The organism is Xenorhabdus sp. SGI246 (assembly GCF_040838225.1).
GTDB classification, from domain to species: domain Bacteria; phylum Pseudomonadota; class Gammaproteobacteria; order Enterobacterales; family Enterobacteriaceae; genus Xenorhabdus; species Xenorhabdus indica.
Genome location: NZ_JBFPEZ010000090.1, coordinates 1 through 26,724 on the forward strand (window position 1 = coordinate 1; position 26,724 = coordinate 26,724).

The 26,724-nt window shown below is 43.5% G+C and carries 19 protein-coding genes, 2 tRNA genes and 1 riboswitch; of the genes, 13 read left to right on the forward strand and 8 right to left on the reverse strand.

Annotation, left to right across the window (positions count from 1 at the left end; genetic code table 11):
• Positions 1-96: 96 nt before the first annotated feature.
• Genes thiQ through thiB form a run of 3 tightly spaced genes read right to left on the reverse strand, consistent with a single transcriptional unit; the run spans position 97 to position 3,345 of the window.
• Positions 97-792 (reverse strand): thiamine ABC transporter ATP-binding protein ThiQ, encoded by a 696-nt coding sequence (thiQ, locus tag ABLA85_RS16920; protein WP_367965521.1) that lies wholly within the window; start codon positions 790-792, stop codon positions 97-99.
• Positions 785-2,389 (reverse strand): thiamine/thiamine pyrophosphate ABC transporter permease ThiP, encoded by a 1,605-nt coding sequence (gene thiP, locus ABLA85_RS16925; protein WP_367965522.1) that lies wholly within the window; start codon positions 2,387-2,389, stop codon positions 785-787. The genes thiQ and thiP overlap by 8 nt, the downstream gene beginning before the upstream one ends.
• On the reverse strand, positions 2,365-3,345 hold the full coding sequence (gene thiB, locus ABLA85_RS16930) for a thiamine ABC transporter substrate binding subunit (RefSeq protein ID WP_367965538.1): 981 nt from the start codon (positions 3,343-3,345) through the stop codon (positions 2,365-2,367). The genes thiP and thiB overlap by 25 nt, the downstream gene beginning before the upstream one ends.
• A gap of 177 nt (positions 3,346-3,522) precedes the next feature.
• Positions 3,523-3,627: riboswitch (TPP riboswitch) on the reverse strand.
• A 116-nt stretch (positions 3,628-3,743) separates the two neighbouring features.
• On the opposite strand from thiB, the gene rppH reads away from it, so the two are divergent.
• The 12 genes from rppH (at position 3,744) to recD (ending at position 22,552) form a co-directional block, all read left to right on the forward strand.
• On the forward strand, positions 3,744-4,274 hold the full coding sequence (gene rppH / locus ABLA85_RS16935) for an RNA pyrophosphohydrolase (RefSeq protein ID WP_367965523.1): 531 nt from the start codon (positions 3,744-3,746) through the stop codon (positions 4,272-4,274).
• 22 nt (positions 4,275-4,296) lie between these two features.
• Positions 4,297-6,543 carry a phosphoenolpyruvate--protein phosphotransferase gene (gene ptsP, locus ABLA85_RS16940; protein WP_367965524.1) on the forward strand — a complete coding sequence of 749 codons (2,247 nt, stop codon included), beginning with the start codon at positions 4,297-4,299 and terminating at the stop codon, positions 6,541-6,543.
• 83 nt (positions 6,544-6,626) lie between these two features.
• Positions 6,627-7,532, forward strand: a complete 906-nt coding sequence (lgt, locus tag ABLA85_RS16945; protein WP_367965525.1) for a prolipoprotein diacylglyceryl transferase — start codon at positions 6,627-6,629, stop codon at positions 7,530-7,532.
• The gene (gene thyA / locus ABLA85_RS16950; RefSeq protein WP_367965526.1) at positions 7,529-8,323 is read left to right on the forward strand and encodes a thymidylate synthase; all 795 of its coding nucleotides are present in this window, start codon (positions 7,529-7,531) and stop codon (positions 8,321-8,323) included. The genes lgt and thyA overlap by 4 nt, the downstream gene beginning before the upstream one ends.
• A 433-nt stretch (positions 8,324-8,756) precedes the next feature.
• Positions 8,757-9,257 carry a prepilin peptidase-dependent protein gene (locus tag ABLA85_RS16955; RefSeq protein ID WP_367965527.1) on the forward strand — a complete coding sequence of 167 codons (501 nt, stop codon included), beginning with the start codon at positions 8,757-8,759 and terminating at the stop codon, positions 9,255-9,257.
• Complete coding sequence (locus tag ABLA85_RS16960) at positions 9,254-9,892, forward strand: prepilin peptidase-dependent protein (RefSeq protein ID WP_367965528.1); 639 nt, start codon at positions 9,254-9,256, stop codon at positions 9,890-9,892. Before ABLA85_RS16955 ends, ABLA85_RS16960 begins: the two co-directional genes overlap by 4 nt.
• On the forward strand, positions 9,885-10,346 hold the full coding sequence (locus ABLA85_RS16965) for a YgdB family protein (protein WP_367965529.1): 462 nt from the start codon (positions 9,885-9,887) through the stop codon (positions 10,344-10,346). Before ABLA85_RS16960 ends, ABLA85_RS16965 begins: the two co-directional genes overlap by 8 nt.
• Positions 10,343-10,714: a prepilin-type N-terminal cleavage/methylation domain-containing protein gene (locus ABLA85_RS16970; RefSeq protein ID WP_367965530.1), complete on the forward strand. Its 372-nt coding sequence runs from the start codon at positions 10,343-10,345 to the stop codon at positions 10,712-10,714. Before ABLA85_RS16965 ends, ABLA85_RS16970 begins: the two co-directional genes overlap by 4 nt.
• Positions 10,707-14,087, forward strand: coding sequence for an exodeoxyribonuclease V subunit gamma (recC, locus tag ABLA85_RS16975; protein ID WP_367965531.1), 3,381 nt, complete (start codon positions 10,707-10,709; stop codon positions 14,085-14,087). Before ABLA85_RS16970 ends, recC begins: the two co-directional genes overlap by 8 nt.
• A gap of 31 nt (positions 14,088-14,118) precedes the next feature.
• Entirely contained in the window at positions 14,119-17,004 is a 2,886-nt protein-coding gene (ptrA, locus tag ABLA85_RS16980; protein ID WP_367965532.1) for a pitrilysin, read from the forward strand.
• Positions 17,001-20,660: an exodeoxyribonuclease V subunit beta gene (gene recB, locus ABLA85_RS16985; RefSeq protein ID WP_367965533.1), complete on the forward strand. Its 3,660-nt coding sequence runs from the start codon at positions 17,001-17,003 to the stop codon at positions 20,658-20,660. The genes ptrA and recB overlap by 4 nt, the downstream gene beginning before the upstream one ends.
• An 8-nt stretch (positions 20,661-20,668) precedes the next feature.
• Positions 20,669-22,552: an exodeoxyribonuclease V subunit alpha gene (gene recD / locus ABLA85_RS16990; protein ID WP_367965539.1), complete on the forward strand. Its 1,884-nt coding sequence runs from the start codon at positions 20,669-20,671 to the stop codon at positions 22,550-22,552.
• Positions 22,553-22,576: 24 nt separating this feature from the next.
• Here the strand turns inward: recD and argA are convergent, their stop codons facing one another.
• The gene (gene argA / locus ABLA85_RS16995; RefSeq protein ID WP_367965534.1) at positions 22,577-23,920 is read right to left on the reverse strand and encodes an amino-acid N-acetyltransferase; all 1,344 of its coding nucleotides are present in this window, start codon (positions 23,918-23,920) and stop codon (positions 22,577-22,579) included.
• A 299-nt stretch (positions 23,921-24,219) separates the two neighbouring features.
• Between argA and amiC the strand changes: the two genes are divergently transcribed.
• Complete coding sequence (gene amiC / locus ABLA85_RS17000) at positions 24,220-25,467, forward strand: N-acetylmuramoyl-L-alanine amidase AmiC (protein WP_367965535.1); 1,248 nt, start codon at positions 24,220-24,222, stop codon at positions 25,465-25,467.
• 31 nt (positions 25,468-25,498) lie between these two features.
• On the opposite strand, the gene ABLA85_RS17005 is transcribed toward amiC, so the two are convergent.
• From ABLA85_RS17005 to ABLA85_RS17020, 4 genes are all read right to left on the reverse strand, one after another.
• Positions 25,499-25,783: a hypothetical protein gene (locus ABLA85_RS17005; protein ID WP_367965536.1), complete on the reverse strand. Its 285-nt coding sequence runs from the start codon at positions 25,781-25,783 to the stop codon at positions 25,499-25,501.
• A gap of 41 nt (positions 25,784-25,824) precedes the next feature.
• The gene (locus ABLA85_RS17010; protein WP_367965537.1) at positions 25,825-26,253 is read right to left on the reverse strand and encodes a hypothetical protein; all 429 of its coding nucleotides are present in this window, start codon (positions 26,251-26,253) and stop codon (positions 25,825-25,827) included.
• 247 nt (positions 26,254-26,500) lie between these two features.
• Positions 26,501-26,577 (reverse strand) — tRNA-Met (locus tag ABLA85_RS17015).
• 65 nt (positions 26,578-26,642) lie between these two features.
• Positions 26,643-26,719: transfer RNA gene (locus ABLA85_RS17020), tRNA-Met, on the reverse strand.
• Positions 26,720-26,724 lie beyond the last annotated feature (5 nt).

Below are 26,724 nucleotides of genomic sequence, written 5' to 3' on the forward strand. Positions count from 1 at the left end.
ATAGATGTGATCAAGAGACAGCCGAAAGGTGAGGCTTTGTGGTATAGCGGATTTTGTGGTACACCGAATAAAGAAAGTTGTGGCACACATAATCAATTATATTATCCCCAAAACCCCCGCCTCAGGGACTTCACCATTCACCAATTTCTCCGTTGCACCATCATAATGAATGGTTCCATCCACAATCAGCAGAGAACGCGGTGCGATTTTGGCGGCATCATCAAGATTATGGGATACCATCAGTAAAGTGAGTTTTCGGTCACGACATACCTGATCCAGTAATGCCAGCATTTCATTACGTAAAGCGGGGTCAAGTGCTGAAAAAGGCTCATCCAGTAATAAAACAGGTTGCTGACGTACTAAACAGCGAGCCAGAGCTGCGCGTTGGCGCTGCCCACCGGAAAGTTGGGCGGGCAGGCGATTCAAATATTCTGTCAGTGAGACTTGCGATGCAATTTGTTGCAGCGTCTGCCGTTGTTGAGCATTTAATTTAAGACCGGGGTGTAATCCCAAACCAATATTCTGCTCAATGGTTAAATGGGAAAACAGATTATTTTCCTGAAACAGCATGGATACTGGCCGTTTGGAAGGTGCTGTATTTGTATGATTTCCCTTATCTAACCAGATATCACCGCTCTTCGCGAATTGAAAGCCTGCGATTAAACTTAATAATGTGCTTTTACCCGCTCCGCTAGGGCCGAGGATTGCAATACGTTCGCCGGCTTTGACGTTGACGTCGAAACGCATAGCAATCTGTTCATAGGTATAAGTAATATTTTCAAGTTTAATCATGGCGTTGACCCGGTAATCGTTCAAGGACACTAAATAAAATAAAACAGAGAAGTAGTAGCAGAAATGCGGTTACAGCACCATCTTGACTGCGATATGCCCCGATTTGTTGATAAAGGTAGAAGGGCAGGGTACGGAAATTCTCGTCTCCAAATAATGCGACAACACCAAAATCCCCGATTGACAGCACACTGGCGAAAGCCAGTGCCTGCGCTAATGGGATTTTCAGCGCCTTAAGCTCAATCCAACGTAGGCGATGGAGACCCTGAATATTGAGAGAAAGGCATAGCGGATTATAGCGTTCAGCCAGATCACGCATTGGATTATCCAGCACTTTTAAAGCATAGGGAATTGCCATCAACGCATTGGTCAGGATAATCAGTTCATAAGGGGAATCCGGCAACCCAATCGTATTATTCAGCAGAATAAAAAAGCCTGTTGCAAGGACAATACCGGGCATAGCAAGAATCAATAAACCACTGCTTTCCATTGCCTGTCCCCAACGGGATAAATGACGCAAGCGCAATTCACGACTGCTCCATAACAGCATCATAGTCAGTAAAACACATAAGAAACCGGCACCTAGCGCGATAATGATGGAAGTGGTGAAAGCCTGCCACAAGGCGGGTTTACTGAGGACATCAAACACGGCACTGTTCAAACCATCCGCAATGACGGCCAGCAAAGGCGGGAGCAAAAACAGCAATGCTGTGGTGATAAGCAATCCATCACATAGTTTTTTCAGCCATGAATCCTGTGGATTACGCCATTGTTGTTGATGACCGTGCCCCACCGAAAGAACCCCTTTGAGCTTTTGGCTCAGCAAAACCAGACCAAGACAGCAAAAGAGCTGGATCAGTGCGAGCAGAGCAGCTTGACCAAGATCGTAGTCATATTTAATCGCCTGATAAATAGCGAGTTCAATTGTTGTTGCAGAAGGACCTCCTCCTAATGCGAGGACTGCAGCAAAACTGGCAAAGCACAGCATGAAAATCAGTGCTGCCGTTGGTAAGATCTGACGGCGTAGATAAGGCCATTCGACAAAGCGAAAATGTTGCCATTCATTCATACCAAGCTGCGCTGCAAGTTGTCGTTGTTCTACTGCGATACCATCCAGCGACTGGAGCAGTAATCGTGTTGCCATTGGCATATTAAAGAAAATATGCGCCAACAAAATGCCTTGCAGACCGTAAGGGGTAAAACGGTATTCAATCCCGATCCATTGGCAAAGATTAGCCAGCCAACCAATACGCCCATAAACAGTCAGTATGCCAAACAGGGCGACTAAAACAGGAAGTACCAGCGTCATGGCGCATAAACGTAAAAAAAGCGTTCTGCCCGGAAAATGACGGCGATAGAGCGCTCTTGCCAGAAATATTGCAGGTATGACTGAGAATAAAGCAGACAAAAACGCCTGCCAGAAAGTAAAGCGAATGACATGCCACAGATAGCTGTCATTCAAAAATGTCTGCCAGTGGCTTTCAGGCGCGTTAAACCAAAGTGCCCCGAAAGCTGACAAGGCAATGAGAAGCAGCAAGCCGGAGGCAATGACCCCCGGCAATAACCAACCCGCAATTAACGGCTTACAGCACTTTGCCATGAACGGATCCATTGTGTACGGTGTTTTGCCACTTCATCTGCATTGAATTGCAGTGATTTCTCAGGCACGGGCAGTTGTTTGAAAACTTCTGGCAACGGTATATCAATCACGGGATACATCCACTGGGTGGTCGGAATAGCTTGCTGGAATGCGGGGGAAACGATGAATTGCATGAATCTCTGTGCCAGTTCAGGCTGTTTGCTGGAAGCCAACTGGGCGGCGACTTCAATTTGTAAATAGTGTCCCTCGTTGAATATCGCAGCAGCATAATTATCTTTTTTCTCGGCTACGATGTGATAGCCCGGTGATGTAGTATAGCTAAGCACCATATCCCCTTCACCTTTCAGGAATAACCCATAAGCCTCACTCCAGCCTTTGGTGACAGTCAGTGTTTTTTGGGCGATTTTCTGCCACTTTGGTGCAGCATTATCACCATAGATATCCTGTATCCAGAGTAAAAAACCTAACCCAGGAGTACTGGTGCGTGGGTCCTGATAAATAATCTTCCAATTTTGGTGGCTGTTAATAAGCTCTTCCATGCTTTTGGGAGGATTAGGCAAGGTATTTTTGTTATAAATAAAGGCAAAATAACCGTAATCGTAAGGAATAAAGGTATTGTTATTCCATGTGACAGGCAATTTTAATTTTGCTGTATCAACACGGCTCGCAGTAAATAATCCAGTCTGTTGGGCAGCTTGAATCAGGTTATTATCTAACCCCAGAACAACATCTGCCGATGCTTTTTTGCCTTCCATTCTTATACGGTTCAGCAGAGATACACCATCTTCCAGGGCGACGAGTTTCAATTCACAATCACATTCCGCTTCAAAAGCTTTTTTAATAACAGGGCCGGGGCCCCACTCAGAAGCGAATGAATCATAAGTGTAAACGGTTAATATGGGCTTTGCTTGTGCTGCCTGAGCAAAGACACATGCAGAAATCGGTATTGCACTTATCGCAATAAATTTCGCAATAAATCGGAAAAATATATGCTTAAACACTTTGCTCTCCTGTAGTTATTAATCATCGTTATTAAAAATAGTTATTAACAGTAGCTATTAGCACTCATAATTAAATGTGTTATTAGCAGATTGGTAAAGGATTTGAGAAAGTGCCAGATAAAATGACGAGTTATAGAATAGCAACTCAAATCCCTACGCCAGTATCAGCCGGATCAGGTTCTACGGGTTTGTTCTCAGCGATGTTGCCCGGCAACGATCGCACCCCGTTGAGATGACTGTATTGTAGAGACTTCGGTTGTGACTGCAAAGTCCCATCATAGAGGTTTACCGCTTGAGATGAGTGTGAAACAATTAGCTATCTTTTCAAATTCGTTTTATCGAGAGGTAGTCTGGTGATCGATGATGATGGCTACCGCCCGAATGTAGGAATTGTAATTTGTAATCGTCAAGGGCAGGTTCTGTGGGCCCGTCGTTATGGGCAGCATTCCTGGCAGTTTCCTCAAGGGGGCATCAATCCGGGGGAATCACCAGAACAAGCGATGTATCGTGAGTTGTTCGAAGAAGTTGGTTTAAATCGCAAAGATGTACGGGTTCTCGCCTCCACCCGTAGCTGGTTGCGTTACAAATTACCCAAGCGTTTGGTGCGTTGGGATACAAAGCCCGTTTGTATTGGGCAAAAGCAACGTTGGTTTTTATTGCAGTTGCTTTGTAATGAAACAGATATTAATGTGCAGCGCAGTAGTACACCAGAGTTTGATGGATGGCGTTGGGTGAGCTATTGGTATCCTGTCAGGCAAGTTGTTTCGTTTAAACGAGATGTATACCGCCGTGTGATGAAAGAATTTTCTTCCATTGTGATGCCAATGCAGGAATCTACTTCACAATCCTATTCAACCTATATATATCGTCGTAGAAGAAGTTAGGTAATTAATTTAGGTAATCGTTATGCTCATGCGCTTACGGGAAATTGTTGAAAAGGTTGCGATGGCAACAAATTTATCGGAAGCGCTTGGGCTATTAGTCAATGAAACCTGTTTAGCAATGAACACGGACGTTTGTTCTATTTATCTGGCAGACCATCAGCGTTGTTGCTATTACCTGATGGCGACTAAGGGTTTGAAAAAGCCAGAAAAACGTGTAATTAGTCTCTCCTTTAATGAAGGCGTTGTGGGTGAAGTCGGGCGTTTGTCGGAATTAATCAACCTTGCTGATGTGCGTGACCATCCCAGTTTCAAATATATTCCTCAAGTAAAAGAAGAAAATCTGCGGGCCTTTTTAGGGGTTCCAATTATTTATCGTCGCCAATTGCAAGGGATTTTGGTTGTTCAACAAAATGAACGCCGATTATTTGATGAAAGTGAAGAGTCCTTTATGGTGACACTTGCTATGCAATTAGCTGCGATCCTTGCTCAAGCGCAGACGCGGGGGCTGTTTGGCCAGTATCGCCAGACACGTATCAAGGCACTGGCGGTTTCCGATGGCATTGTCATGGCTCAGGGATGGCAAGATTGTTCTCAGCCATCGCTCGAACAAGTATTTGAAGCATCAACACTGAATTATCAGGCTGAACGTTCTCGTTTGACCCAAGCCCTTGAACTGGCAACCGCAGAATGTCGTCGAATAAGTAAACGGTTTACAGCCAGTTCACAAAAAGAAAGTGCTGCCATTTTTGATCTCTATTCCCATTTACTGAACGATCCCAAACTTAAACAAGATCTGTTTCATTCCGTTGATAGCGGCTTTATTGCAGAATGGGCGGTTAAGGCCGTGATTGAGAAATACGCAGAACAATTCGCCAGCCTGCAAGATGCTTATATGCGGGAAAGAGCCTCTGATTTACGCGCACTTGGGCAACGGGTATTGTTCCATCTGGATGATGCTTTTACTGGCAACAGCCAGTGGCCTGAGCATTTCATTCTGGTTGCTGATGAGCTCAGTGCCAATTTACTGGCTGAAATACCACAGGATAAGCTGGCTGGTGTCATTGTACGGGATGGGGCAACGCACTCTCATTCCGCAATATTGGTCAGGGCAATGGGAATACCTGCGATTATGGGCGCAGATATTCAACCAGAACTACTGCATAACCGGATGTTGATTCTGGATGGTTATCGCGGAGAATTTTTTATTGAACCAGAGCCACTGGTTGTTCAGGAATATCGTCAACTTATTGAAGAAGAGCAGATGCTCAGCGAATTGGCTGAAGGCGAATTGCAACAAAAAGCACGTCTTAAGAGCGGGGAAAGAGTATTGGTTCAGCTCAATGCGGGTTTGAGCTTGAAATATGAGCAACACATGGGTGATAGTATCGACGGTGTCGGGTTGTATCGTACTGAGATCCCTTTTATGTTGCATAGTGGTTTTCCATCCGAAGATGAACAGAAAAACCGCTATCAAGAAATGCTCGCACTTTTTCCTGATAAGTCAGTCGTATTACGGACGTTGGATGTTGGCGCTGACAAAAACCTTCCTTATATGCCAATCAACGAAGAAAACCCTTGTCTTGGCTGGCGGGGAATTCGCATAACCTTGGATCAGCCGGAAATATTTTTGATTCAGCTCAGAGCTATGCTGAAGGCCAATGTACAGACGGAGAACCTGAAAATATTGTTGCCAATGGTGAGCAGTATTGAAGAAATTGATGAAGCCAGAAAGTTGATCGACAAGGCAAAAGCAGAAGTTGAACGCTCAGTTGCGGCAACTATTGTGATGCCACAAGTCGGGATCATGGTAGAAGTTCCTTCCTTGATCCTGTTGCTGCCACAATTGAAGAAACGGGTTGATTTTATCTCTATCGGTACAAACGACTTAACCCAGTATTTACTTGCGGTAGATCGTAATAATACACATGTCGCTTCTCTGTATGACAACCTGCATCCGGCAGTAATCAGAGCCTTAAAACAGATTATTGATGAAAGCCGGCGCATTGGCTTACCCGTGACTGTTTGTGGTGAAATGGCAGGTTTGCCGATGGGGGCGCTGATTCTGATAGGTCTTGGTTATCGTAGCTTGAGTATGAGTGGTCGAAGTGTGCCGCGTATCAAGTACTTGCTGCATCATTTAGATTCGGGCGAACTCAATCATTTTGTTAAAGAAGTATTAGAGGCGGAAACCAGCCAACAGGTGAGAGAGATTTCCTCTGCATTTATGGAAACCCACGGTCTTGGTGGGTTGGTGCGTGGTGGCATTTAAGCGCCCATGCTATTATTTACGATTATTTGTCTTAGGGCATTACACACAAATTCATTCACACAACATATTATTAGTGGGGAACGATGAGCACTAGCTACCTGGCATTTCCTAATATTGACCCTGTCATATTTTCAATCGGCCCCGTATCTCTCCACTGGTACGGTTTTATGTATCTGGTTGGTTTTGTTTTCGCTATGTGGTTAGCAAATCGTCGTGCGGCAAAACCAAACAGTGGCTGGAATAAGAACGAAGTAGAAAACTTGCTGTATGCAGGTTTTGCCGGGGTATTCATTGGTGGACGCCTCGGTTATGTTCTGTTCTATAACCTGCCGATGTTCCTGAATAATCCTTTGTATCTGTTTAAGGTCTGGGATGGCGGAATGTCTTTCCACGGAGGATTGGTTGGCGTCATTTGTGCAATGTGGTGGTTCTCGCGCAGAACGAAACGCCACTTTCTGCAAACTGCTGATTTTGTTGCGCCATTGGTTCCTTTTGGCTTAGGGATGGGGCGTATTGGTAACTTTATTAATGGCGAGTTGTGGGGGCGTGTCACGCTTGATACACCGTGGGCAATGCTGTTCCCAGGTTCCCGTAGTGAAGATATTGCACTGGCAACCACCCATTCCTCGCTATGGCCTGTTTTAGAAAAGTATGGTGTCCTGCCGCGTCATCCTTCACAACTGTATGAAATGGTGTTGGAAGGCATTGTGCTGTTTATCATCCTGAATTTATTTATTCGTAAGCCACGCCCGATGGGAAGTGTCTCAGGGCTATTCCTGATTGGTTACGGTGTATTCCGTATCATCGTTGAGTTTTTCCGTCAGCCTGATGCCCAACTTGGATTATTTGAAGGGATCAGTATGGGGCAAATCCTTTCCATGCCAATGATTTTAGCGGGGATTCTGATGATGGTATGGGCATATAAGTGTTCCCGCAACAACAATACTCGTAATAATACGCGAAATGATAAGGTACAAGAGGCAAAATGAAACAGTATCTGGATTTAATGAAAAAAGTGCTGGAAGAGGGCACAGCAAAAGATGACCGTACAGGCACAGGGACACTTTCAATCTTTGGTCATCAGATGCGTTTCAATTTGCAAGAAGGTTTTCCGTTGGTAACAACCAAACGCTGCCATCTCCGCTCTATTATTCATGAACTGTTGTGGTTCCTGAATGGTGATACCAATATTAAATACCTGCATGATAATAGCGTTACTATCTGGGACGAATGGGCTGACGAAAATGGTGACTTAGGGCCAGTTTATGGTAAACAATGGCGCGCCTGGGGAACAGCGGATGGTCGTCAGATTGATCAGCTAACCCATGTTATTGAACAATTAAAGAGTGATCCTGACTCCCGCCGGATCATTGTTTCTGCATGGAATGTTGGCGAATTGGACAAAATGGCTTTGGCACCCTGTCACGCATTTTTCCAGTTTTACGTGGCAGATGGCAAACTGTCCTGCCAGCTTTACCAGCGTTCCTGTGATGTATTTTTAGGGTTACCATTTAACATTGCCAGCTATGCTTTGTTAGTTCACATGATGGCTCAGCAGTGTGATCTGGAAGTGGGGGATTTCGTCTGGACTGGCGGTGATACCCACCTTTACAGTAATCATATGGAGCAGACGAAACTGCAATTGAGCCGTGAACCCAGAGCGTTGCCAAAGTTGGTTATTAAGCGTAAGCCTGCGTCTTTGTTCGATTATCGATTCGAAGACTTTGAAATTGTCGATTATGATCCGCATCCGGGTATTAAAGCTCCGGTGGCGATTTAATTCTGCATTATTTTTTCCATCCCTAAAGAGGGGATGGAAAAAATATTTATCCGAAAAAATAATTTAGAATTTTAATTCATACCATTATATTTCTGCCTGAAACTCTTCTATTTCCTATTTCCTATTTCCTATTTCCTATTTCCTATTTCCTATTTCCTATTTCCTATTTCCTATTTCCTATTTCCTATTTCCTATTTCCTATTTCCTATTTCCTGATCACCAAATCGAAGTTGTTAATTTGTGCGAATTTTAATCTTATTGATCATGTTGTTGGAGTGGCTCGCAAATAGAATGTAACAGAGCAATATACTGAGATTTCTCTTCAAATCTCCTCGCATAAATAAAAAATTACTCTTTTTATTTTCTCCCAAATTGAAGATATTTTCGCCAGCGAGAATTTAAACCAGTAAACAGAGAAATAGGCTGGATGCTGATGAGCGATAAATACACTAACAGGCAAAGCGGATTTACATTGTTAGAGTTAATGATAGCAATGATATTAATTTCAATAAGTTTGCTCTACGGATTGCATAGTTGGGTAAATTACCAGAGTGGCTTGCATTTGCAATCAGCCGTGCAGAATGTGTTGTCTTTTATGGAAAGGCAACAGGCTCTGGCGAATTATATGAATCAGGAACGAACATTGTGGCTGGTGACAGGGCAATCCTGGTGTCTTGTTTCCTCAATTACCGTGAGCACAAATTGCGATGAAGGAGAACGGGTCAGTTCACCATATGATGATGTGTTTCTGGTATCAACAACCAGTAAGCGAATTGATTTTTATGGTGTCAGAAATACTACGATGCCAGCCAGCTTTGTACTGGCAAATTCTGCCGGAGAAATAAGTATCGTCATTTCGGGGCGAGGGCGGATCAGGACATGCAGTAATCATATAAATCAGCTTCCTGATTGTGGGGGAATCAAAAACTCATGATATGGACTATAAGCTGTTTCAGGCGAAACTGTTTCAGAGAAAATCAGTCAGGTTTTTCCCTGCTGGAGGTTCTGGTTGCTATGTTGATTGGCAGCGTAATTTTTATTGCGATGGCAAAGAGTTACCCTGTTTTATCCGGCCAGATACTCGATCTCTACCGTCAATATCGTCTCCACTACCTGGTGAATCGGGTAGCTCATATGATGGAAAAAGATCTCAGGCGGGCAGGCTATTGTCAGGACAGTAAACAATGTAAAGGAGAAGCGTTGGTGATTCAAAATAAAAATACCGAAGCTACCCATTCCTGTTTTATTGTCGCTTTTGACCTTAATTTAAATAATCGATGGGAAGAACCTGAGCACACAGCCTCTGAATTTTTTGGTTACCGATTAAATAATCGTGCTCTTGAATGGAAAAGAGGAGCAGGAAATTGTCAGGAAAATAACTGGGAACGGCTTTTTGATCCCAAAGAAGTCACTATTGACACTTTTCACCTTGAAAAATCACAGTCAAAAAATAGGCTGATATTTATAACATTGTCCATCAAAGCCAGTTGGGTGAAATCTCCTTCTGTTGTTTATCACTACCAAACCACAATTCGGTTGCGCAACATAAGGAAATCATCTGGTGAATGACTTAAGGCAACAGCATAAAAACCAAAAAGGTAATGCTCTGTTGGTATCGATTCTTATGATGCTGACATTAAGTTTAATGACGCTGAAAGCACTGCATTACCAGCAAGAAAATGCCATGTTGATGATGTTTGATGAACAGAAATATCTGAATGCTTTTCAACAGGCAGAGTCATCATTGGCATGGGGTTCAGTACAGTCATGGCCGCTTCATTCACGGGAGTTGGGGAGCTGGATCTGTTTACAGAAATCAGGATCTTATTTGCAAAGTTGCCTCAGGCGTTATCAGGATGATCTTTTCCTGTTAAAGGGAATAGCATCGTTTTCTGCCGGAGAACATCTTGAACTTTATCAATGGATGAAACAGATGAAAGGTTCAAATCAGGATACACTTACTCCTGTTAAAAGTGGTTGGTTAGATTTTTGTCCTGTCATACCAGTTGAATTTTGTTTATGAAAATATTTCGCAGGCATAAGCAGCAGAATGGCATAAGTTTGCCGGAAGTCATGGTGGCATCTGTCGTGTTTGCTGTCTCGCTGTTAGGTTTAATGCGTTACCATCAGGCACTGTTATCAAATTTCCAGCAGTATTGGTTACAACTTAAGGCAGTAAAACTGGCACATGAGCAGTTGGAACAATATGAGTCATTAAAAGGAAAGATGATTGAAGGTGAAAGGGGATCACAACAAGGGTGGGAAACGGAGTTTCGACAGGAATTTCATCCATTGGGGTGTTATCAGATAACGGTAACTGTGACAAAAAGCTATAATCCTTCAGGTAAATTAGAACGCTGGTTTTGTGCAAGCGGGAGCATTGATGTTTAAAGTTTATCATTCAAATCAACTCGATATTCTGAAAGAGTTGATGGCGATATTTATCAGGGAGAACCCCCTCGCTAACCCATTTGACAAAGAAGTGATCCTGGTTCAAAGCCCAGGTATGTCACAGTGGCTGCAAATTCAACTGGCAGAGAAATTAGGGATTGCTGCAAACATGGAATTTCCTTTGCCAGCAACGTTTATCTGGCAGATGTTTACACAGGTATTGCCTGATGTTCCCAGAGAAGGAGCATTCAGCAAAGATGCCATGAAATGGAAGCTGATGACACTTCTACCTAACCTGTTAACAGAGCCTGAGTTTGTGGCACTCAGACATTATCTCGATCAGGATCATGATAAACGTAAGATCCACCAGTTGGCTGGCAGGGTTGCTGACCTGTTTGACCAATACCTGGTTTATCGTCCTCAATGGCTGGAGAGCTGGGAAAATGGGCAACTCGTTGATGGACTAAGTGAGAATCAGGAATGGCAGAAACGGCTATGGTTCGAGTTGATAGCGTACACGTGTCAACTACAGCAACCTCTGTGGCATCGTGCCAACTTATATCATCGCTTTATTTCAGCATTGGAAGAGGGAACTTTTCCACAGGAAAAACTGCCTTCACGGATCTTTATTTGTGGCATATCTTCTTTACCTCCCACTTATCTGCAAGTATTCAAAGCACTGGGTAAGCAAATTGATATCCACCTGATGTTCACTAACCCGTGCCAATATTATTGGGGTGATATTCAGAATTACGCATTTCTTGCTAAGTTGAACAGCCGTAAACCCAGACATTACCGCAGCCAGCAATCATTAGAACGGTTCAGAGATCCAGATAGTGCGCAATCCCTTTTTAATGAAGAAGGGGAACAGAATCTGAGTAACCCTTTACTGGCTTCATGGGGAAAATTAGGCAGAGATAATCTTTACCTGTTGTCCCAGTTGGAGCCGGATGCTGACATCCATGCTTTTGTCGAACTGGAGCCAGATTGTATTCTGCATCAACTCCAGCGGGATATTTTGCATCTTGAAGATCATGCTCAAATTGGCTCTACAGAAAGCACATTCAAAAACAGTTTGAAGAAACGCCAGATTGTCTGGGAAGATCGTTCTCTGTCTTTTCATTCGTGCCACAGTCCACAGAGAGAAGTCGAGGTTTTGCAGGATCAAATACTGCGTCTGTTAGATGATAATCCTTCTCTGACACCGAGAGATATTATCGTCATGATGGCCGATATCGACAATTATACGCCCTATATTCAGGCCGTATTCGGTAACGCACCGGATGAACGTTATATTCCTTTTGCCATTTCTGATCGTAAAGCCCGTCAGGCACACCCGGTATTGCAGGCTTTTATTACTTTATTGGATTTACCTCAGAGCCGTTTTACAGCCGAGCAGGTATTAGCATTACTGGAAGTGCCTTCTCTGGCTGGTAAATTCGCAATTCAGGAAGATGGGTTACGTTTATTGCGGCGTTGGGTAAAGGAATCCGGTATCCGTTGGGGGCTGGATGATGACAATATTGAAGCGCTGTCATTGCCTGCCACCGGGCAGAATACCTGGCATTTTGGTCTGACACGCATGTTGCTAGGTTATGCAATGGATAGCCATGCAGGCCCGTGGAATGAAGTTTTACCTTATGATGAATCCAGTGGCCTTGCCGCAGAGCTGGCCGGGCAACTGGCTGAGTTTTTAATGGAATTAAATCGCTGGCGCAGGCTCCTGAGTGAAGAGCAATCATTGACGGACTGGCTTAGTATTTGTCCACAATTGCTGGAAACCTTTTTTATTGCGGATAATGAAACGGAGCTGGTATTGGCATTGATCATCCAGCAATGGCAGAAGGTGATTGAGAATGGACTGCATGCACATTATGACAAAAAAATACCCCTGATCTTACTGCGTGATGAGTTAGCTCTGCGTTTTGATGATGAGAAGATCAGCCAACGTTTTCTAGCGGGTTCCCTGAATTTCTGTACTCTGATGCCAATGCGCTCTATTCCCTTTAAAGTTGTTTGTTTATTGGGAATGAATGATGGTGTTTATCCACGAACAATCCCATCGCTTGGCTTTGATCTGATGGCAGAAAAAAGCCAGAGAGGGGACAGGAAACGGCGTGACGATGATCGTTATCTGTTTCTGGAAGCACTGATATCAGCGGAAGAGTGTTTGTATATCAGTTACATTGGTAAATCAATTCGCGATGATACAGAATGTAACCCTTCCGTATTGGTTAACGAACTGCTGGATTACGTTTGTCAGAGTTGCTGCTTGCCAGGAGATGAGATGCTCAATGTGGATGACAGTGCAAAAAAAGTCAGAAATCATCTGTTGCGGCAACATACGCGTGTCCCTTTTGCCACGGAAAACTTTCAACCCGATCATGAGCTACAAAGTTATGCGGTTGAATGGCTACCGGCAGCCAGTTTGCAAGGCATTTCCCCCGTTCATTTTGGTCAGCCGTTAGACTGCGATACTCGTGAGATAACAGAAGTGGCGTTGGATGATCTGGTTCGTTTTTATCGCCATCCAGTCAGGGCTTTTTTTCAGCAAAAATTGAAAGTCCATTTTGTTATTGAAGAAACGGAATTACCTGAGGAAGAGCCCTTTGTATTGGATCATTTGCAGCGTTATCAATTCAATCAATTGTTATTGAACATTTTGCTTGAGCAGGGGCAACCTGACTCATTGTTTTATCACCTCCGTGCATCAGGTGGGTTGCCACACGGTGCATTTGGTGAAGTATATTGGCGGAATCAGCTTGAGGCGATGCAGCCATTGGCAGATAAGGTACGAGAGGAGAGAATGGACTCTTCTTTCATAGCATTACGCCATGAATTAGATGCTGTTACTCTGACCGGAAAAATTAACCAAGTTCAATCTGATGGAATTTTATGTTGGCGCCCAGCGAACTTAACTGCCAATGATGGTATCCAACTATGGATTGAACATCTTGCCTACTGCTTCTCAGGAGGAGAAGGTGAAAGTCGTATGTATGGAAGGGAAAGCAGTGTATGGCATTTTTCACCATTGACAACCGATGAAGCCAAGAACTATCTGAATCAGTTGGTTGCAGGCTATTTTCAAGGGATGTCCGAGCCTCTTCCTCTGTTCTGCCGAAGCGGTTGGGCATGGCTGGAGGCTTGTTACGACAAGGAAAGCCAGCAGATCAATTTTAGTGAGGAAGCTCAGCAAAAAGCGGAAAGCAAATTAATGCAGCAGTGGCTAGGAACACAAGGAAAAAAGGGTGAATTTAATGATGCTTATACTCAAAGAGCTTTCAGGCAGGTGGATCAATCATTTTGGGTACGCATGAAACGCGAAGTGCAGAACTACTTGTTGCCTATGGCGTACTATTTAAAGAAGAAATAGCTTAAAGAAGAAATAGGGAGAATATTAGGTTATGCCTAAATATGTTATTCGCATCACGATGATGCTTTTTCTACTTTTCTGGGGAGAAACAACATATGCCGAATCGCCTTGGCAACCGTTACCGGAAACCATTCATAAAAGTGAGCGTGATTTCCGTGAATATAAAGCTATCCAACTGAAAAATGACATGACAGTTCTGCTGGTTTCAGATGAAAAAGCAGTTAAATCATTGGCGGCTGTGGCAATCCCCGTTGGTCATATGCAAAATCCAGATAACCAGCTTGGGCTGGCACATTATTTGGAACACATGGTATTTATGGGGTCTAAACGCTATCCTCAGCCTGGCAGCTTTGAGGGTTTTTTACAGAAACATGGAGGAAGCGGCAATGCCAGCACTTCACCCAATCGCACAGCCTTTTATTTGGAAGTTGAGAATGCTTCTTTGGCAGAGGCGACAGATCGTCTGGCCGATGCACTTGCAGAGCCTTTGTTAGATCCTGAGAGTACTGATTGGGAGCGCCATGCCGTTGATAACGAAATGACCATTGCTCGTGCCGGAGAAGAGCACCGCATCTGGCAAATCCGTTCGGAAACCTTGAATCCGGCTCATCCGAATTCCCGTTTTGCGGGGGGAAATCTGGAAACCCTGAAAGATAAACCAGACAGTAAGTTACAGACTGCACTGGTTGATTTTTATCAGCGTTATTACTCTGGCAATTTGATGAAAGGTGTCCTGTATGGCAATCAGTCGATAGAAAAATTAGCTCAGATTGCGGTGGATACTTTTGGCCGTATTCCGAATCGACATGCTTCCGTCTCTGCTATTACGGTTCCGGCGATAACAGATAAAGAAAGAGATATCATTATCCATTATGTGCCATTTAAACCTTATAAATCGTTGCAACTGGAATTCAGCATTGCCGATAACAGCGCTGATTTTCGCAGTAAAACCGATGCCTATATTGGCTATCTGATTGGTAATCGCAGTGAGAATACCTTGTCTGACTGGTTACTGAAACAGGGGCTGGCCGAAGGGATCAGTGCCAGTGCTAGCCCGAAAATAGATGGTAATTCCGGTTCATTCAGTATTTATGTCACATTGACAGACAAAGGGCTTGAGCGGCGTGATCAGGTTATTGCGGCTATCTTTTCTTACATTAACTTGCTGAAGCAAAAAGGCATTCAAAAAAGCTATTTTGAGGAAATGGCTAAAGTATTCAATTTATCATTCCAGTATGCCTCAATCGTACGGGATATGAACTATATTCAGTCGTTAGTTGATGCCATGTTAAAGGTACCTGTTTCTCATGTGGTGGATGCTTGCTATCTTGCGGATGAATACAACCCTCAGGCTATTGCCAGCCGTTTGGCTCAATTGACACCTGAAAATGCCCGCATTTGGTTTATCAGCCCGAAAGAGCCACATAACAAAGAGGCTTATTTTGTTCAGGCACCTTATCAGGTTAATAAAATCACTCAACAACAGCGTAATGAGTGGCAAAAACTGGAGAAAGGCATTTCATTCTCTTTACCAGAACTGAACCCTTATATTCCTGATAATTTGTCCCTGATTAAGACAACTGGCAGCCAGAAACATCCTAAAATGATTCTGGAACAGCCGAGTGTTCGCCTGCTGTATATGCCAAGCCAATATTTTGCCGATGAACCGAAAGCAAGCATCGCATTGGATCTGCGCAATGCTGATGGAGTGAAAAACGCCAAAGAACAGGTGACTTACGCTCTGCTGTCTTATTTGTCTTCTCTTGCACTGGATCAGCTTGGTTATCAGGCATCCGTCGGAGGTCTGGCGATTACAACCGAATATAGTGATGGGTTGCAAATCGGAGCATATGGTTATACCCAACATTTACCTGAATTGTTAACTTCTGCTATCAGCCAGTATATGGCATTTACACCAACTCCGGCTGAACTGAAACAAGCGAAGTCCTGGTATCGTAACCAGTTGGAAATCGCCAATGAAGGCAAAGCCTATGAAATGGCAATGCAGCCGGTTTCTCGTTTATCCAATGTTCCTTATATTGAGCAGGCTGAACGCTTAAAAGCGATGGATAGCATCAATGTTGATGATATTGTTAAATACCGTCATAAGATGATCCAGAATTCTGCTTTGCAGGCGGTCGTCTTCGGTAATTTAACCGAAAAACAGAGTATTGATATTGTTATATCTGCACATAAGCAGCTCGCCAACCAAGGTACTGTGTGGTGGAGTGGCGAAAATGTCGAATTGAAGCGTAATTATGCTGTTAACTTTGAAGGCACTTCCAGTAGCACTGATAATGCACTGGCGGAAGTTTACATCCCGACGGGATATGATCGCATTAATGGATATGCCTATTCTAATCTTCTGAGTAGTATTTTATCGCCTTGGTTCTATGATCAATTAAGAACAACAGAGCAATTGGGCTATGCGGTTTTCGCCTTCAATACAAGGGTAGGAGAACAATGGGGGCTTGGCTTCCTGTTGCAGAGTAACAGCGAACAGCCTGATTACCTGCACCAGCGTTACCAGAGTTTCTATCAGCAAACTAAGAAAAAATTGCAGGCAATGTCTGATGCAAATTTTGAGCAGTATAAAACAGTATTGCTGACAGAGATGCGCCAACCACCACAAACGTTTTCTGCGGAAGCATCCCGTTACGGCAGTGATTTTGGTCTTAATAACTTCAAATTTGATTCAAGAGAGAAAATGATTGCCTCTCTTGAAAAAGTGACGAAAGCACAATTAATAGAATTTTATGATAAAGCAGTCATGAAACGTCAGGGTTTAGCACTGATTTCACAAATTACAGGGAAGAAAGGCTCGCTTCATCAATATGCAGAGTTGAAAGGCTGGAAGACTTACCCGAATGTATCCGCTTTTCAGAAACAATTACCGATTAAGGTGAATGCTCAGTGAGCACAGAAATACCCCGTAACATAACGTCTCATAAACTTAACCCGTTAACATTGCCGCTGCATGGTCAGCGGCTGATTGAGGCTTCAGCAGGTACGGGAAAAACCTACACGATAGGTTTACTCTATCTGCGTTTGTTACTCGGATTGGGCGGCAATGCCGCCTTTTCCCGTCCGCTTAATGTTGAAGAGATCTTGGTTGTAACATTTACCGAGGCAGCAACGGATGAATTGCGTGGGCGTATTCGTGAAAATATCCACCAGTTGCGACTGGCATGCATTCGGCAGAATAACGCGGTGAATGATCCGATTTATCAGCAATTGCTGGCAGAGATCCCTGATAGGCAAAGTGCGGCGGATTGGTTACTGGCTGCTGAACGTCAAATGGACGAAGCGGCAATTTACACCATTCATGGCTTCTGCCAGCGCATGTTGGTGCACAATGCGTTTGAATCCGGCATTCTGTTTGAGCAAACGTTGATTCAGGATGAATATCCACTTCGAAAGCAAAGTTGTGCTGATTTCTGGCGGCGCCACTGTTATCCGTTGTCGCTATCAATGGCGACGGTGATCAGTCAGGAATGGAGCGGGCCAGATGCTCTGTTGGAAGATATATCTGATCATCTGCGAGGGGATATTCCATATATCATCAACGCGCCGGACGGTAATGAAACCTTAGTTAGCCGCCATGAAAAGATCATTGCTTTGATCGACGGGGTCAAACAGCAGTGGAACGAGGCTATACAGGATTTACAAGCGTTGATTGATAACTCTGGGGTAGATAAGCGCAGTTACAGTAAGAAGTATTTACCGAATTGGCTGAATAGCGTTTCTGAGTGGGCTAAAGAACAAACCAGAGATTATCAACTGCCTAAAGAATTGGATAAATTTTGTCAGTCAAGATTGGAAGAAAAAACCAAAAAGGGTGACGTTCCCCGGCATCCCGTGTTTACGGCCATTGATGATTTATATCAACAACCACTGACCATACGCGACATCATCATCTCCAAAGCGATTGTTGAAGTACGCCAGTCCATCAATCAGGAAAAGCTGATGCGTGGGCATATGGGCTTTGATGACTTGCTGACGCGATTGGATATCGCTTTGAAGCGTGAAGGTGGAGAAAAACTGGCGGAAACCATCCGGCAACGTTACCCCGTTGCGATGATCGATGAGTTTCAGGACACTGACCCGCAGCAATACCGAATTTTTCAGGCCATATATCGTCATCAAGCGGAAAATGGTTTGTTGTTCATTGGTGACCCCAAACAAGCAATTTATGCATTTCGCGGGGCGGATATTTTCACCTACATTCAGGCGCGTGCCCAAGTGAGTGCACATTACACGTTGGAAACTAACTGGCGTTCTTCTGCTTCGATGGTGCAAGCGGTCAATAAGTTGTTTTCCCATACAGAGCGTCCGTTTCTGTTTGACCAAATTCCGTTTATTCAGGTCAACTCAGCAGAGAAAAATCACGACCTGAAATTCTTGTTCCATGAGCAGGAACAAACAGCCTTGCAGTTCTGGTTCCAGTCTGGAGAGGGCGTTTCAAAAAGGGATTACGAACAGGGCATGGCACGATTGTGTGCTGCTCAAATCAGAGATTGGTTACTGGCAGGGCAGGAAGGGAATGCGCTGTTGCAACGAGGTGAAAAAAGCAGACCTGTTACAGCGGCGGATATTACGGTACTGGTGCGTAGTCGCAGTGAAGCCGCATTGATTCGTGATGAGTTGAATAAATTACAGATCCCATCTGTCTTCCTTTCCAATCGTGAGAATGTATTTGATACGCCAGAAGCTAAAGACTTGCTTTGGCTTCTGCAAGCGGTGTTATCACCAGAAAAGGAACGTGTACTCAGAAGTGCATTAGCCAGTAGTTTATTTGGCTTAAGTGCCCGGCAGATTGATCAACTGAACCATGATGAAACAGCATGGAATAAGTTGGTGGATGAGTTTGACAGTTATGCCCGGTTGTGGCGCTTACGTGGTGTTTTGCCGATGTTACGGGCGGTCATGGGGAAATACCGAATTGCAGAGAATCTGTTGGCAGGATATGACGGTGAGCGTCGTCTGACTGATATTATGCATATTAGTGAACTGTTGCAGGAAGAATCGTTGCAATTGGATAGTGAACATTCAGTGGTTCGCTGGCTGGCACAGCAGATTTCCCGTCCTGATCCACAGTTAGAAAATCAGCAAATGCGTCTGGAAAGTGATAAACATCTGGTCCAGATTTGCACTATCCACAAATCAAAGGGGCTGGAATATCCTTTGGTCTGGCTGCCTTTTATTTGCAGCTTCAAAAAACAGGAACGGGCTATCTATCACGATCGTCAGAATTTTGAAACCCATTTCAGTATCTTTGAGGATAGTGAAAAGCTGGCGTTAGCCGATGAAGAGCGGTTGGCGGAAGATTTGCGTTTGCTCTATGTGGCCTTAACGCGAGCGGTGTATCACTGTAGTGTCGGTGTTGCGCCATTGATTCAGGGTAATAAGAAAAAAACCGGGGATACGGATTTACATCTTTCTGCCCTTGGTTATTTGGTGCAAAAAGGGCAGAAAGGTGATGCAGAGTTACTGGAATGTAGCTTAAATGAACTCAAAGATGACAATATTCAGGTGATACCGATAAAGGATATCGGAGATGAAAGATGGGAGCCTAAAAGTGAAGATGTGCTATTGCTGGCTGCCAGAAAATTCCGGCGTTCCATTCGGGATGACTGGCGGGTAACCAGTTATTCTGGCTTACAGAATTCAGTTTCTCATAATTATATCAGCTCTCAAACTCATGTCAGTGCGTTTGGCGAATCAGTGGAAGTGATTGTCCAATCCATTGCACCGAAACTTGATATTGACGTTCGTGGTGAAAAACAAGTTGAACCATCATTATTGATGACACCACATACTTTTCCGCGCGGGGCATCAGCCGGGACATTCTTGCATTCGGTTCTGGAAACTCTGGATTTCAGTTCCCCGCCAGATCAGATTTGGCTGGCGGAAAAACTGACAACCGCAGGTTTTGATGAGCGTTGGGCATCAGTATTGCAGCAATGGATGACAGATATCCAGACCGCAGAGTTAAATGAACAGGGGATGCGGCTTGCTGATGTTCCACATTATCATCAACAAAACGAAATGCAGTTTTATCTGCCAGTTGATAATTTACTGCGTTCCAACGCATTGAATGCCTTAACTCATCGTTATGATCCCTTATCAGCACAGTGCGCTCCTTTGTCCTTCCATCAGGTCAAAGGCATGTTGAAGGGGTTTATTGATTTAGTATTTTGCTGGCAGGATAAGTTTTACGTGGTGGACTACAAATCGAACTGGTTGGGAGAGAGCAGCGAATCATACACTCAGGAAGCTATGGCCTCAGCCATGATAGAGCATCGGTATGATTTGCAGTACCAACTCTATACGCTGGCACTGCATCGTTATTTACGCCATCGGTTGGCGGACTATGATTATCGGCAGCATTTTGGCGGGGTGATATATTTGTTTCTGCGTGGCATTGATAACAATAATCCGGGACATGGTATTTATCGCTATCTGCCACCAGTTGAATTTGTTGATGCACTGGATGTGCTCTTTAGTACCGTCGATTGTACTGTTGACTGTATAAACGACAACTATGCAACTGATGAGGAACAAAGTGCATGAGTGCAGCCATGAACGTAATGCCATTATTGCAGCAAGCTGTTGCTCAAAAATTGTTGCGTCCGTTAGATGTTCAGTTTGCCTATGCAATGATTGAAGATGAAAATCCATTGTTATTACTGATTACTGCCTATTTGAGTGCAGAAGCGGGGGCGGGTCATGTTTGCCTGCCTTTGAACCGGATCTCACCTGAATATTTATTTGAAGGGCGACATCCTGAGTTAGTGGCATCACTGTGGACTTTCGTAGGAGAACCCAGTCAACAACAAATGATTGCTGTCTTGCAGGCATGCCCGGCAATAGGCGATGGGCAATCTCCCACACCGATAATACTTTCTGGTTATCGTCTTTACTTGCAGCGGATGTGGCAAAGTGAACGTCGGATAGCCGCGTTTTTTGCTGATGTGGCATTGGCTGATGATATTGATGAAATACAGCTACGGAACATTTTAGATGAGCTTTTTGGTGTCGCTGTTGAAAGTGGTGAAATCGATTGGCAGAAAGTGGCAGCAGCAGTGGCTGTCACCAGTCGTATTTCTGTTATCTCTGGCGGGCCGGGAACCGGAAAAACAACGACGGTAGCGAAATTGCTGGCCGCATTGATTAAATTGAATGAAGGAAATCCATTAAGTATTCAACTGGCGGCTCCTACAGGGAAGGCGGCTGCCAGATTGACTGAATCACTTGGTGAGGCTGTCAACAAACTGGCTTTAACAGATGAGCAGCGGCGGAATATCCCTGAGCAGGCGCAAACCATCCATCGCTTGCTAGGAGCACAGCCTGAAAGCCAAAAACTCCGTTATCATCGTGATAATCCGCTTATCCTTGATATCTTGATTGTTGATGAAGCCTCCATGGTGGATTTACCCATGATGGCGCGTTTGATTGATGCCCTGCCAGCAAAAGCAAAAGTGATTTTTCTGGGAGATAAAGATCAATTGGCTTCTGTAGAAGCGGGAGCGGTATTGGGAGATATCTGTCGTTTTGCTGAACAAGGGTACAGTATCGATCGTGCAAATCAATTGACGAAGTTAACGGGTTGTCAGTTAGTGTCATATTCAATGTCTGAGCCAGAAGATATCACTTTAGCAGTGCGGGATTGTTTATGTTTGCTGCGTAAAAGCTATCGTTTTAATGCTGCCTCTGGTATTGGGCAACTGGCTTCAGCAGTCAATCAGGGGGACAGTAAGCGTGTTACAACTGTATTAAGGCAATCTTTGCCTGATGTGGACTTTAATCCCCTTGCAGAAGATGAAGACTATCAGCGTTTGTTGATTGAAACCACAGAAAGTTATTACCACTATTTGGCGCTGGTGAACGAAAAGGCACCTGAAAAGGCTATCCTGGCCGAATTTAACCGTTTCAGGTTGTTATGTGCTTTAAGAGAAGGGCCGTTTGGTGTCAGTGGATTGAACCAGAGAGTGGAACAATTGTTGCATCGTAAGGGAATGATTGCTTTACCTAAATATACGAGAAATCAGTTTATGGAGAATCGGGGCTATGCCGGACGCCCGATCATGATCTTGCGCAATGACAGCACATTGGGACTGTTTAATGGTGATATTGGTATTATGCTTAAGGATCAGAATAATGAGTTGAAAGCCTATTTCCAGTTATCTGACGGGCAGATAAAACCTTTTCAGCCAAGTCGTTTGCCCCTGCATGAAACGGCGTATGTAATGACAGTGCACAAATCACAAGGCTCTGAGTTTGAGCATACAACATTAGTGTTACCAACCCAGTTTTCTCCTGTTGTGAGCCGGGAGCTGGTTTATACGGCTTTGACCCGCGCTCGTGAGAAATTGACGTTATACGCACATAAGGGTGTTTTGTCTAAGGCTGTTGCGACACCCACTCAAAGGCGGAGTGGGTTAGTAGAATGGTTTAAGGCATAAATCCTCAAGATTATAAACCTTCACCTACATATGGGGGAGGTTATGCAGATCCAACATCAAGATCTTGGAACGGCGTTGGTAATTATACAGCGCCTGTTTTTCCACTGGTAACATAGTAATTTCTGCGGGTTCAAAACCTTTCTCCTGAAACCAGTGAATACTTTGAGTCGTAAGGACAAATAACTTTTCCAGTCCGATTTGTTTGGCCTGATTAATAATAGCGCCTAATAACACCTCGCCACGTGAAGAATTTTGGTAATCCGGGTGTACGGCAACACAGGCCATTTCACCGATTTTTTCCGCAGGATAAGAGTACAGGGCAGCACAGGCGATAGTGACATTATCGAGCTCTATCAGGGTAAACTTATCGATCTCCATTTCCAGTTGTTCCCGTGAGCGGCGAACCAGGATCCCATCCTGTTCCAGAGGATGGATCAGTTCGAGAATGCCTCCTATATCATTGATATTGGCGCGACGGATCTGTTCAGAGCGATCCATAACAATTTGGGTTCCGATGCCTTCGCGGGAGAATAATTCCTGAATTAGAGAACCATCCTCCTGATAACTGATCAAATGACTGCGCCGAACGCCACGGCGGCAAGCTTTAATAGCGCCACGTAAAAAACGTACTGTCCCGGAAGAGTAATCTCCGGTGCTCTCTAGCTTATTCAACAGTATTTCCCCCTCATTGGGGAAAATTTCTGATAAGGTATTCCCTTCCGTATCGGTGACGCCTTGTGATGAACAGAACCCTATCAGCTTTTCGGCTTTTAATTTAATCGCCAGTTGTGAGGCAATTTCTTCGGTCGTCAGGTTGAAACTTTCGCCGGTGACGGAGACAGCAACAGGCCCGATTAATACAATAGAGTGGTTATCTAACTGTTGATTTATGGCTTCATCGTTAATCCGGCGAATTTTGCCACTGTGGCAATAATCAATACCATCATCGATCCCTAAAGGTTGAGCAGTGATAAAGTTACCGCTGACCACATTAATATGGGCACCTTGCAATGGTGTATTACTGAGGCTCATGGAAAGTCGAGCTGTAATATCAAGTTGTAACACACCCGCGGACTGTTTGATCAAATCCAGTGTTTTAACATCAGTTACCCTAGTGTATTTATGATAAATCGGTTGATAATGATGTTGGGTGAGGTTCTGATCGATTTGTGGCCGGGCACCGTACACAACAACCAAACGAATGCCGAGACTGTATAATAAGCCGATGTCGTTAATAATATTAGTAAAGTTTTCATGGGCGATAGCTTCACCGCCCAACATAATGACAAAAGTTTTGTTACGATGTGCATTAATATAAGGAACCGAATGCCGGAAAATTTCAACTAATTCGGTACGGCGTTCTTTCATGATATTCCCCCTAAATTGCATTTTTATTCGTATTTTTTATATTTTTATTCTTTAGGAAGGAAATGACAAGAGGGAATATGGATAAAAAAAACTATTATTTATATTGATATTTATATTTGTTATCTCTCAAGTCGCGGCTTTTTTGGCTACGTTGCATCTTGAAATTCACAGAGTATAGCTGTTCAGATAGCAGAAAAAGCTTTTTTTGATGACAGTCTCTTTATAATTAATTAGAGTCTTCCACCTAACTGTCGCTTAGATAAAAATTACTGTCTGGTTGTTTTTAAATGGAATAAATAATGAGTCATTCAGACCATAATTCTTCACGTCGCCGTTTGCTGAAAGGAGCAGCAGCTCTTTGGTTGTTAAGTATTAGCCCGATAGGCTATGCAGCAACGTCACAAGTGATTGCTGTGCGCATTTGGCCTGCATCAAGCTATACCAGAGTGACGCTGGAGTCTAATATTCTGCTTAAATACCGCCAGTTTTCACTTTCAAATCCTAACCGGATTGTTATTGATTTGCAGGGTATCCAGCTCAATAGTGTCCTAAGTAGTATGGGATCGCAAGTTCAGCAACGTGATCCTTATCTGAAACTGGTACGAGCCGGGCAATTTGATCCCAAAACTGTGCGTTTGGTGTTTGAAATTAAGCAGCCGGTTGCACCACATATTTTTACTTTGCCACCTATTGCGAAATTCAAACATCGTTTGGTGTTAGATTTCTATCCAAAAGTAGCGAAAGTCAATGATGATCCTTTGCTGGCACTGCTTGAAGAGTACAACAGCGGAAATCTGGAAAAGCATATGCCACCGACAGACAGGAAAAAAACAGGCAAGGCCGGGAAGAACAGGCCAATTGTGATTATGCTTGATCCCGGTCATGGTGGTGAAGATCCAGGCGCTATCGGGAAATACAAAACCCGTGAGAAAGATGTTGTTTTACAGATTGCCCGCCGCCTGCAAGCCCTTATTAAACGTCAGCCGGGGATGAAAGTGTATATGACCCGTAATGAAGATATTTTTATTCCGCTGACAGTCAGGGTAGCAAAAGCACGTAAAATGCAGGCAGATCTGTTTATTTCCATCCATGCTGATGCCTTTACTAATCGAACTGCTAGAGGATCTTCCGTATTTGCTTTGTCAACGAAAGGGGCAACCAGTCATGCTGCCCGTTTTCTAGCCCAAACGCAGAATGAGGCTGACTTGATTGGTGGGGTGAGTAAAAGTGGTGATAAATATCTGGATCACACTATGCTGGATCTGGTTCAAACTGCGACGATTAATGACAGCCTGAAATTTGGGGATGAAGTGCTTAAACGCATGGGTAAAGTGAATAAACTGCATAAAAACAGTGTCGATCAGGCGGGATTTGCCGTATTAAAAGCACCGGATATTCCTTCTATTCTGGTTGAAACTGCATTCATCAGTAACCTGGAAGAAGAACGCAAGCTACGTACTGCGAAATTCCAGCAGCAAGTGGCTGAATCTATTTTTGCCGGTATTAAAGCCTATTTTAAAAATGGAGCAGAATTAGCACGGCGGTGAAATATCTACTCCAAATAAAATAGGGAAAACATTATGGTATGTTAAATAATTGGGAAAGTGTTTCAGAGTAGTCATCTTGGTATGTATAATTCTTCCATAGAGTTGATCCTGCTTCCTCCCAAGGTGGAGTAGTTGGGGTATCATTCAGCCAAAATTGTATTTTTTTAGCGACATTAGGATATTCTCTATGTCTGAAAAGCCATCTTAATTCTTTTCCAGTGATATTTTTATCGTATTTATAAACTACCGTATCCATATTTATACCATCAAGTATAAAGTGGATATGCATAGCATGAGGTAAATTTCCATTGATCATGCTTGCCCACGATAATCCACCTTTACATTTTCTTCCTATGGCTATCTTATTATATTCATTGATATTTTCAGTGACAGTCCGGTATTTATGATGACTTTTAAGATGATTAAAGAAATCATTTTCATAGAATTATATTTGTCTTTATCTTCTTGTTTTTGGGGTTTTTTATAAAAGTATCTTCTGCTGTATTCTTCTGCTCTATTTTGAAAACTGGATTTTTCCTTATTATCTATCCAATTATTTTTTTTGTTTCTTTCTTGATAATCTTTCATAAAATTTGCCATATGGTTTAATTCGGCAGGTGTTAAATAATTATCAATAAATATTGGTGGATAAAGAGCTTCATCATTGCAATATTTGGCAATCAGAAAGTTTTTACTTTCATTAACATATTTTTTCCTGCTATCAGTTAAACCATATATTAAATCACCTTTATAAAAATTTTCTCTAAAAGGACGGGAAAATGGCATGTTGCTACCTTTATTTTAGGTCGGTTTTTAAATAGCCTAACTATAATAATAAATTGTTAATTAAATGTATTATTTTTGTATGATTTTATAAATTGCTTTAATGGAGGAGAGGCTTTTTGTTTACAAATAGGGGGATTGACCATTCTGTGGTTGAATATTACGTATTGAATATACAAAGATAATGAATATAAAAAGAGTGATAAATAGCTTGAAAATTTGATAAGAAGTGAGACTTTAATCAGAAAATTGGTTGCGGGGGCCGGATTTGAACCGACGACCTTCGGGTTATGAGCCCGACGAGCTACCAGGCTGCTCCACCCCGCGTCCGTCTGCTTGCAAATGCTACATCATATCTATAAAAAACAGTATCGATGAAAACAATACTGAATTGGTTGCGGGGGCCGGATTTGAACCGACGACCTTCGGGTTATGAGCCCGACGAGCTACCAAGCTGCTCCACCCCGCGTCCGA

Coding starts and splice junctions, on each gene's coding strand:
- thiQ (WP_367965521.1), bottom strand. CDS start 792: ATGATTAAACTTGAAAATATTACTTATACCTATGAACAGATTGCTATG.
- thiP (WP_367965522.1), bottom strand. CDS start 2,389: ATGGCAAAGTGCTGTAAGCCGTTAATTGCGGGTTGGTTATTGCCGGGG.
- ptsP (WP_367965524.1), top strand. CDS start 4,297: ATGCTCATGCGCTTACGGGAAATTGTTGAAAAGGTTGCGATGGCAACA.
- lgt (WP_367965525.1), top strand. CDS start 6,627: ATGAGCACTAGCTACCTGGCATTTCCTAATATTGACCCTGTCATATTT.
- thyA (WP_367965526.1), top strand. CDS start 7,529: ATGAAACAGTATCTGGATTTAATGAAAAAAGTGCTGGAAGAGGGCACA.
- ABLA85_RS16955 (WP_367965527.1), top strand. CDS start 8,757: ATGAGCGATAAATACACTAACAGGCAAAGCGGATTTACATTGTTAGAG.
- ABLA85_RS16960 (WP_367965528.1), top strand. CDS start 9,254: ATGATATGGACTATAAGCTGTTTCAGGCGAAACTGTTTCAGAGAAAAT.
- ABLA85_RS16970 (WP_367965530.1), top strand. CDS start 10,343: ATGAAAATATTTCGCAGGCATAAGCAGCAGAATGGCATAAGTTTGCCG.
- recC (WP_367965531.1), top strand. CDS start 10,707: ATGTTTAAAGTTTATCATTCAAATCAACTCGATATTCTGAAAGAGTTG.
- ptrA (WP_367965532.1), top strand. CDS start 14,119: ATGCCTAAATATGTTATTCGCATCACGATGATGCTTTTTCTACTTTTC.
- recD (WP_367965539.1), top strand. CDS start 20,669: ATGAACGTAATGCCATTATTGCAGCAAGCTGTTGCTCAAAAATTGTTG.
- argA (WP_367965534.1), bottom strand. CDS start 23,920: ATGAAAGAACGCCGTACCGAATTAGTTGAAATTTTCCGGCATTCGGTT.
- amiC (WP_367965535.1), top strand. CDS start 24,220: ATGAGTCATTCAGACCATAATTCTTCACGTCGCCGTTTGCTGAAAGGA.
- ABLA85_RS17005 (WP_367965536.1), bottom strand. CDS start 25,783: ATGATCAATGGAAATTTACCTCATGCTATGCATATCCACTTTATACTT.
- ABLA85_RS17010 (WP_367965537.1), bottom strand. CDS start 26,253: ATGCCATTTTCCCGTCCTTTTAGAGAAAATTTTTATAAAGGTGATTTA.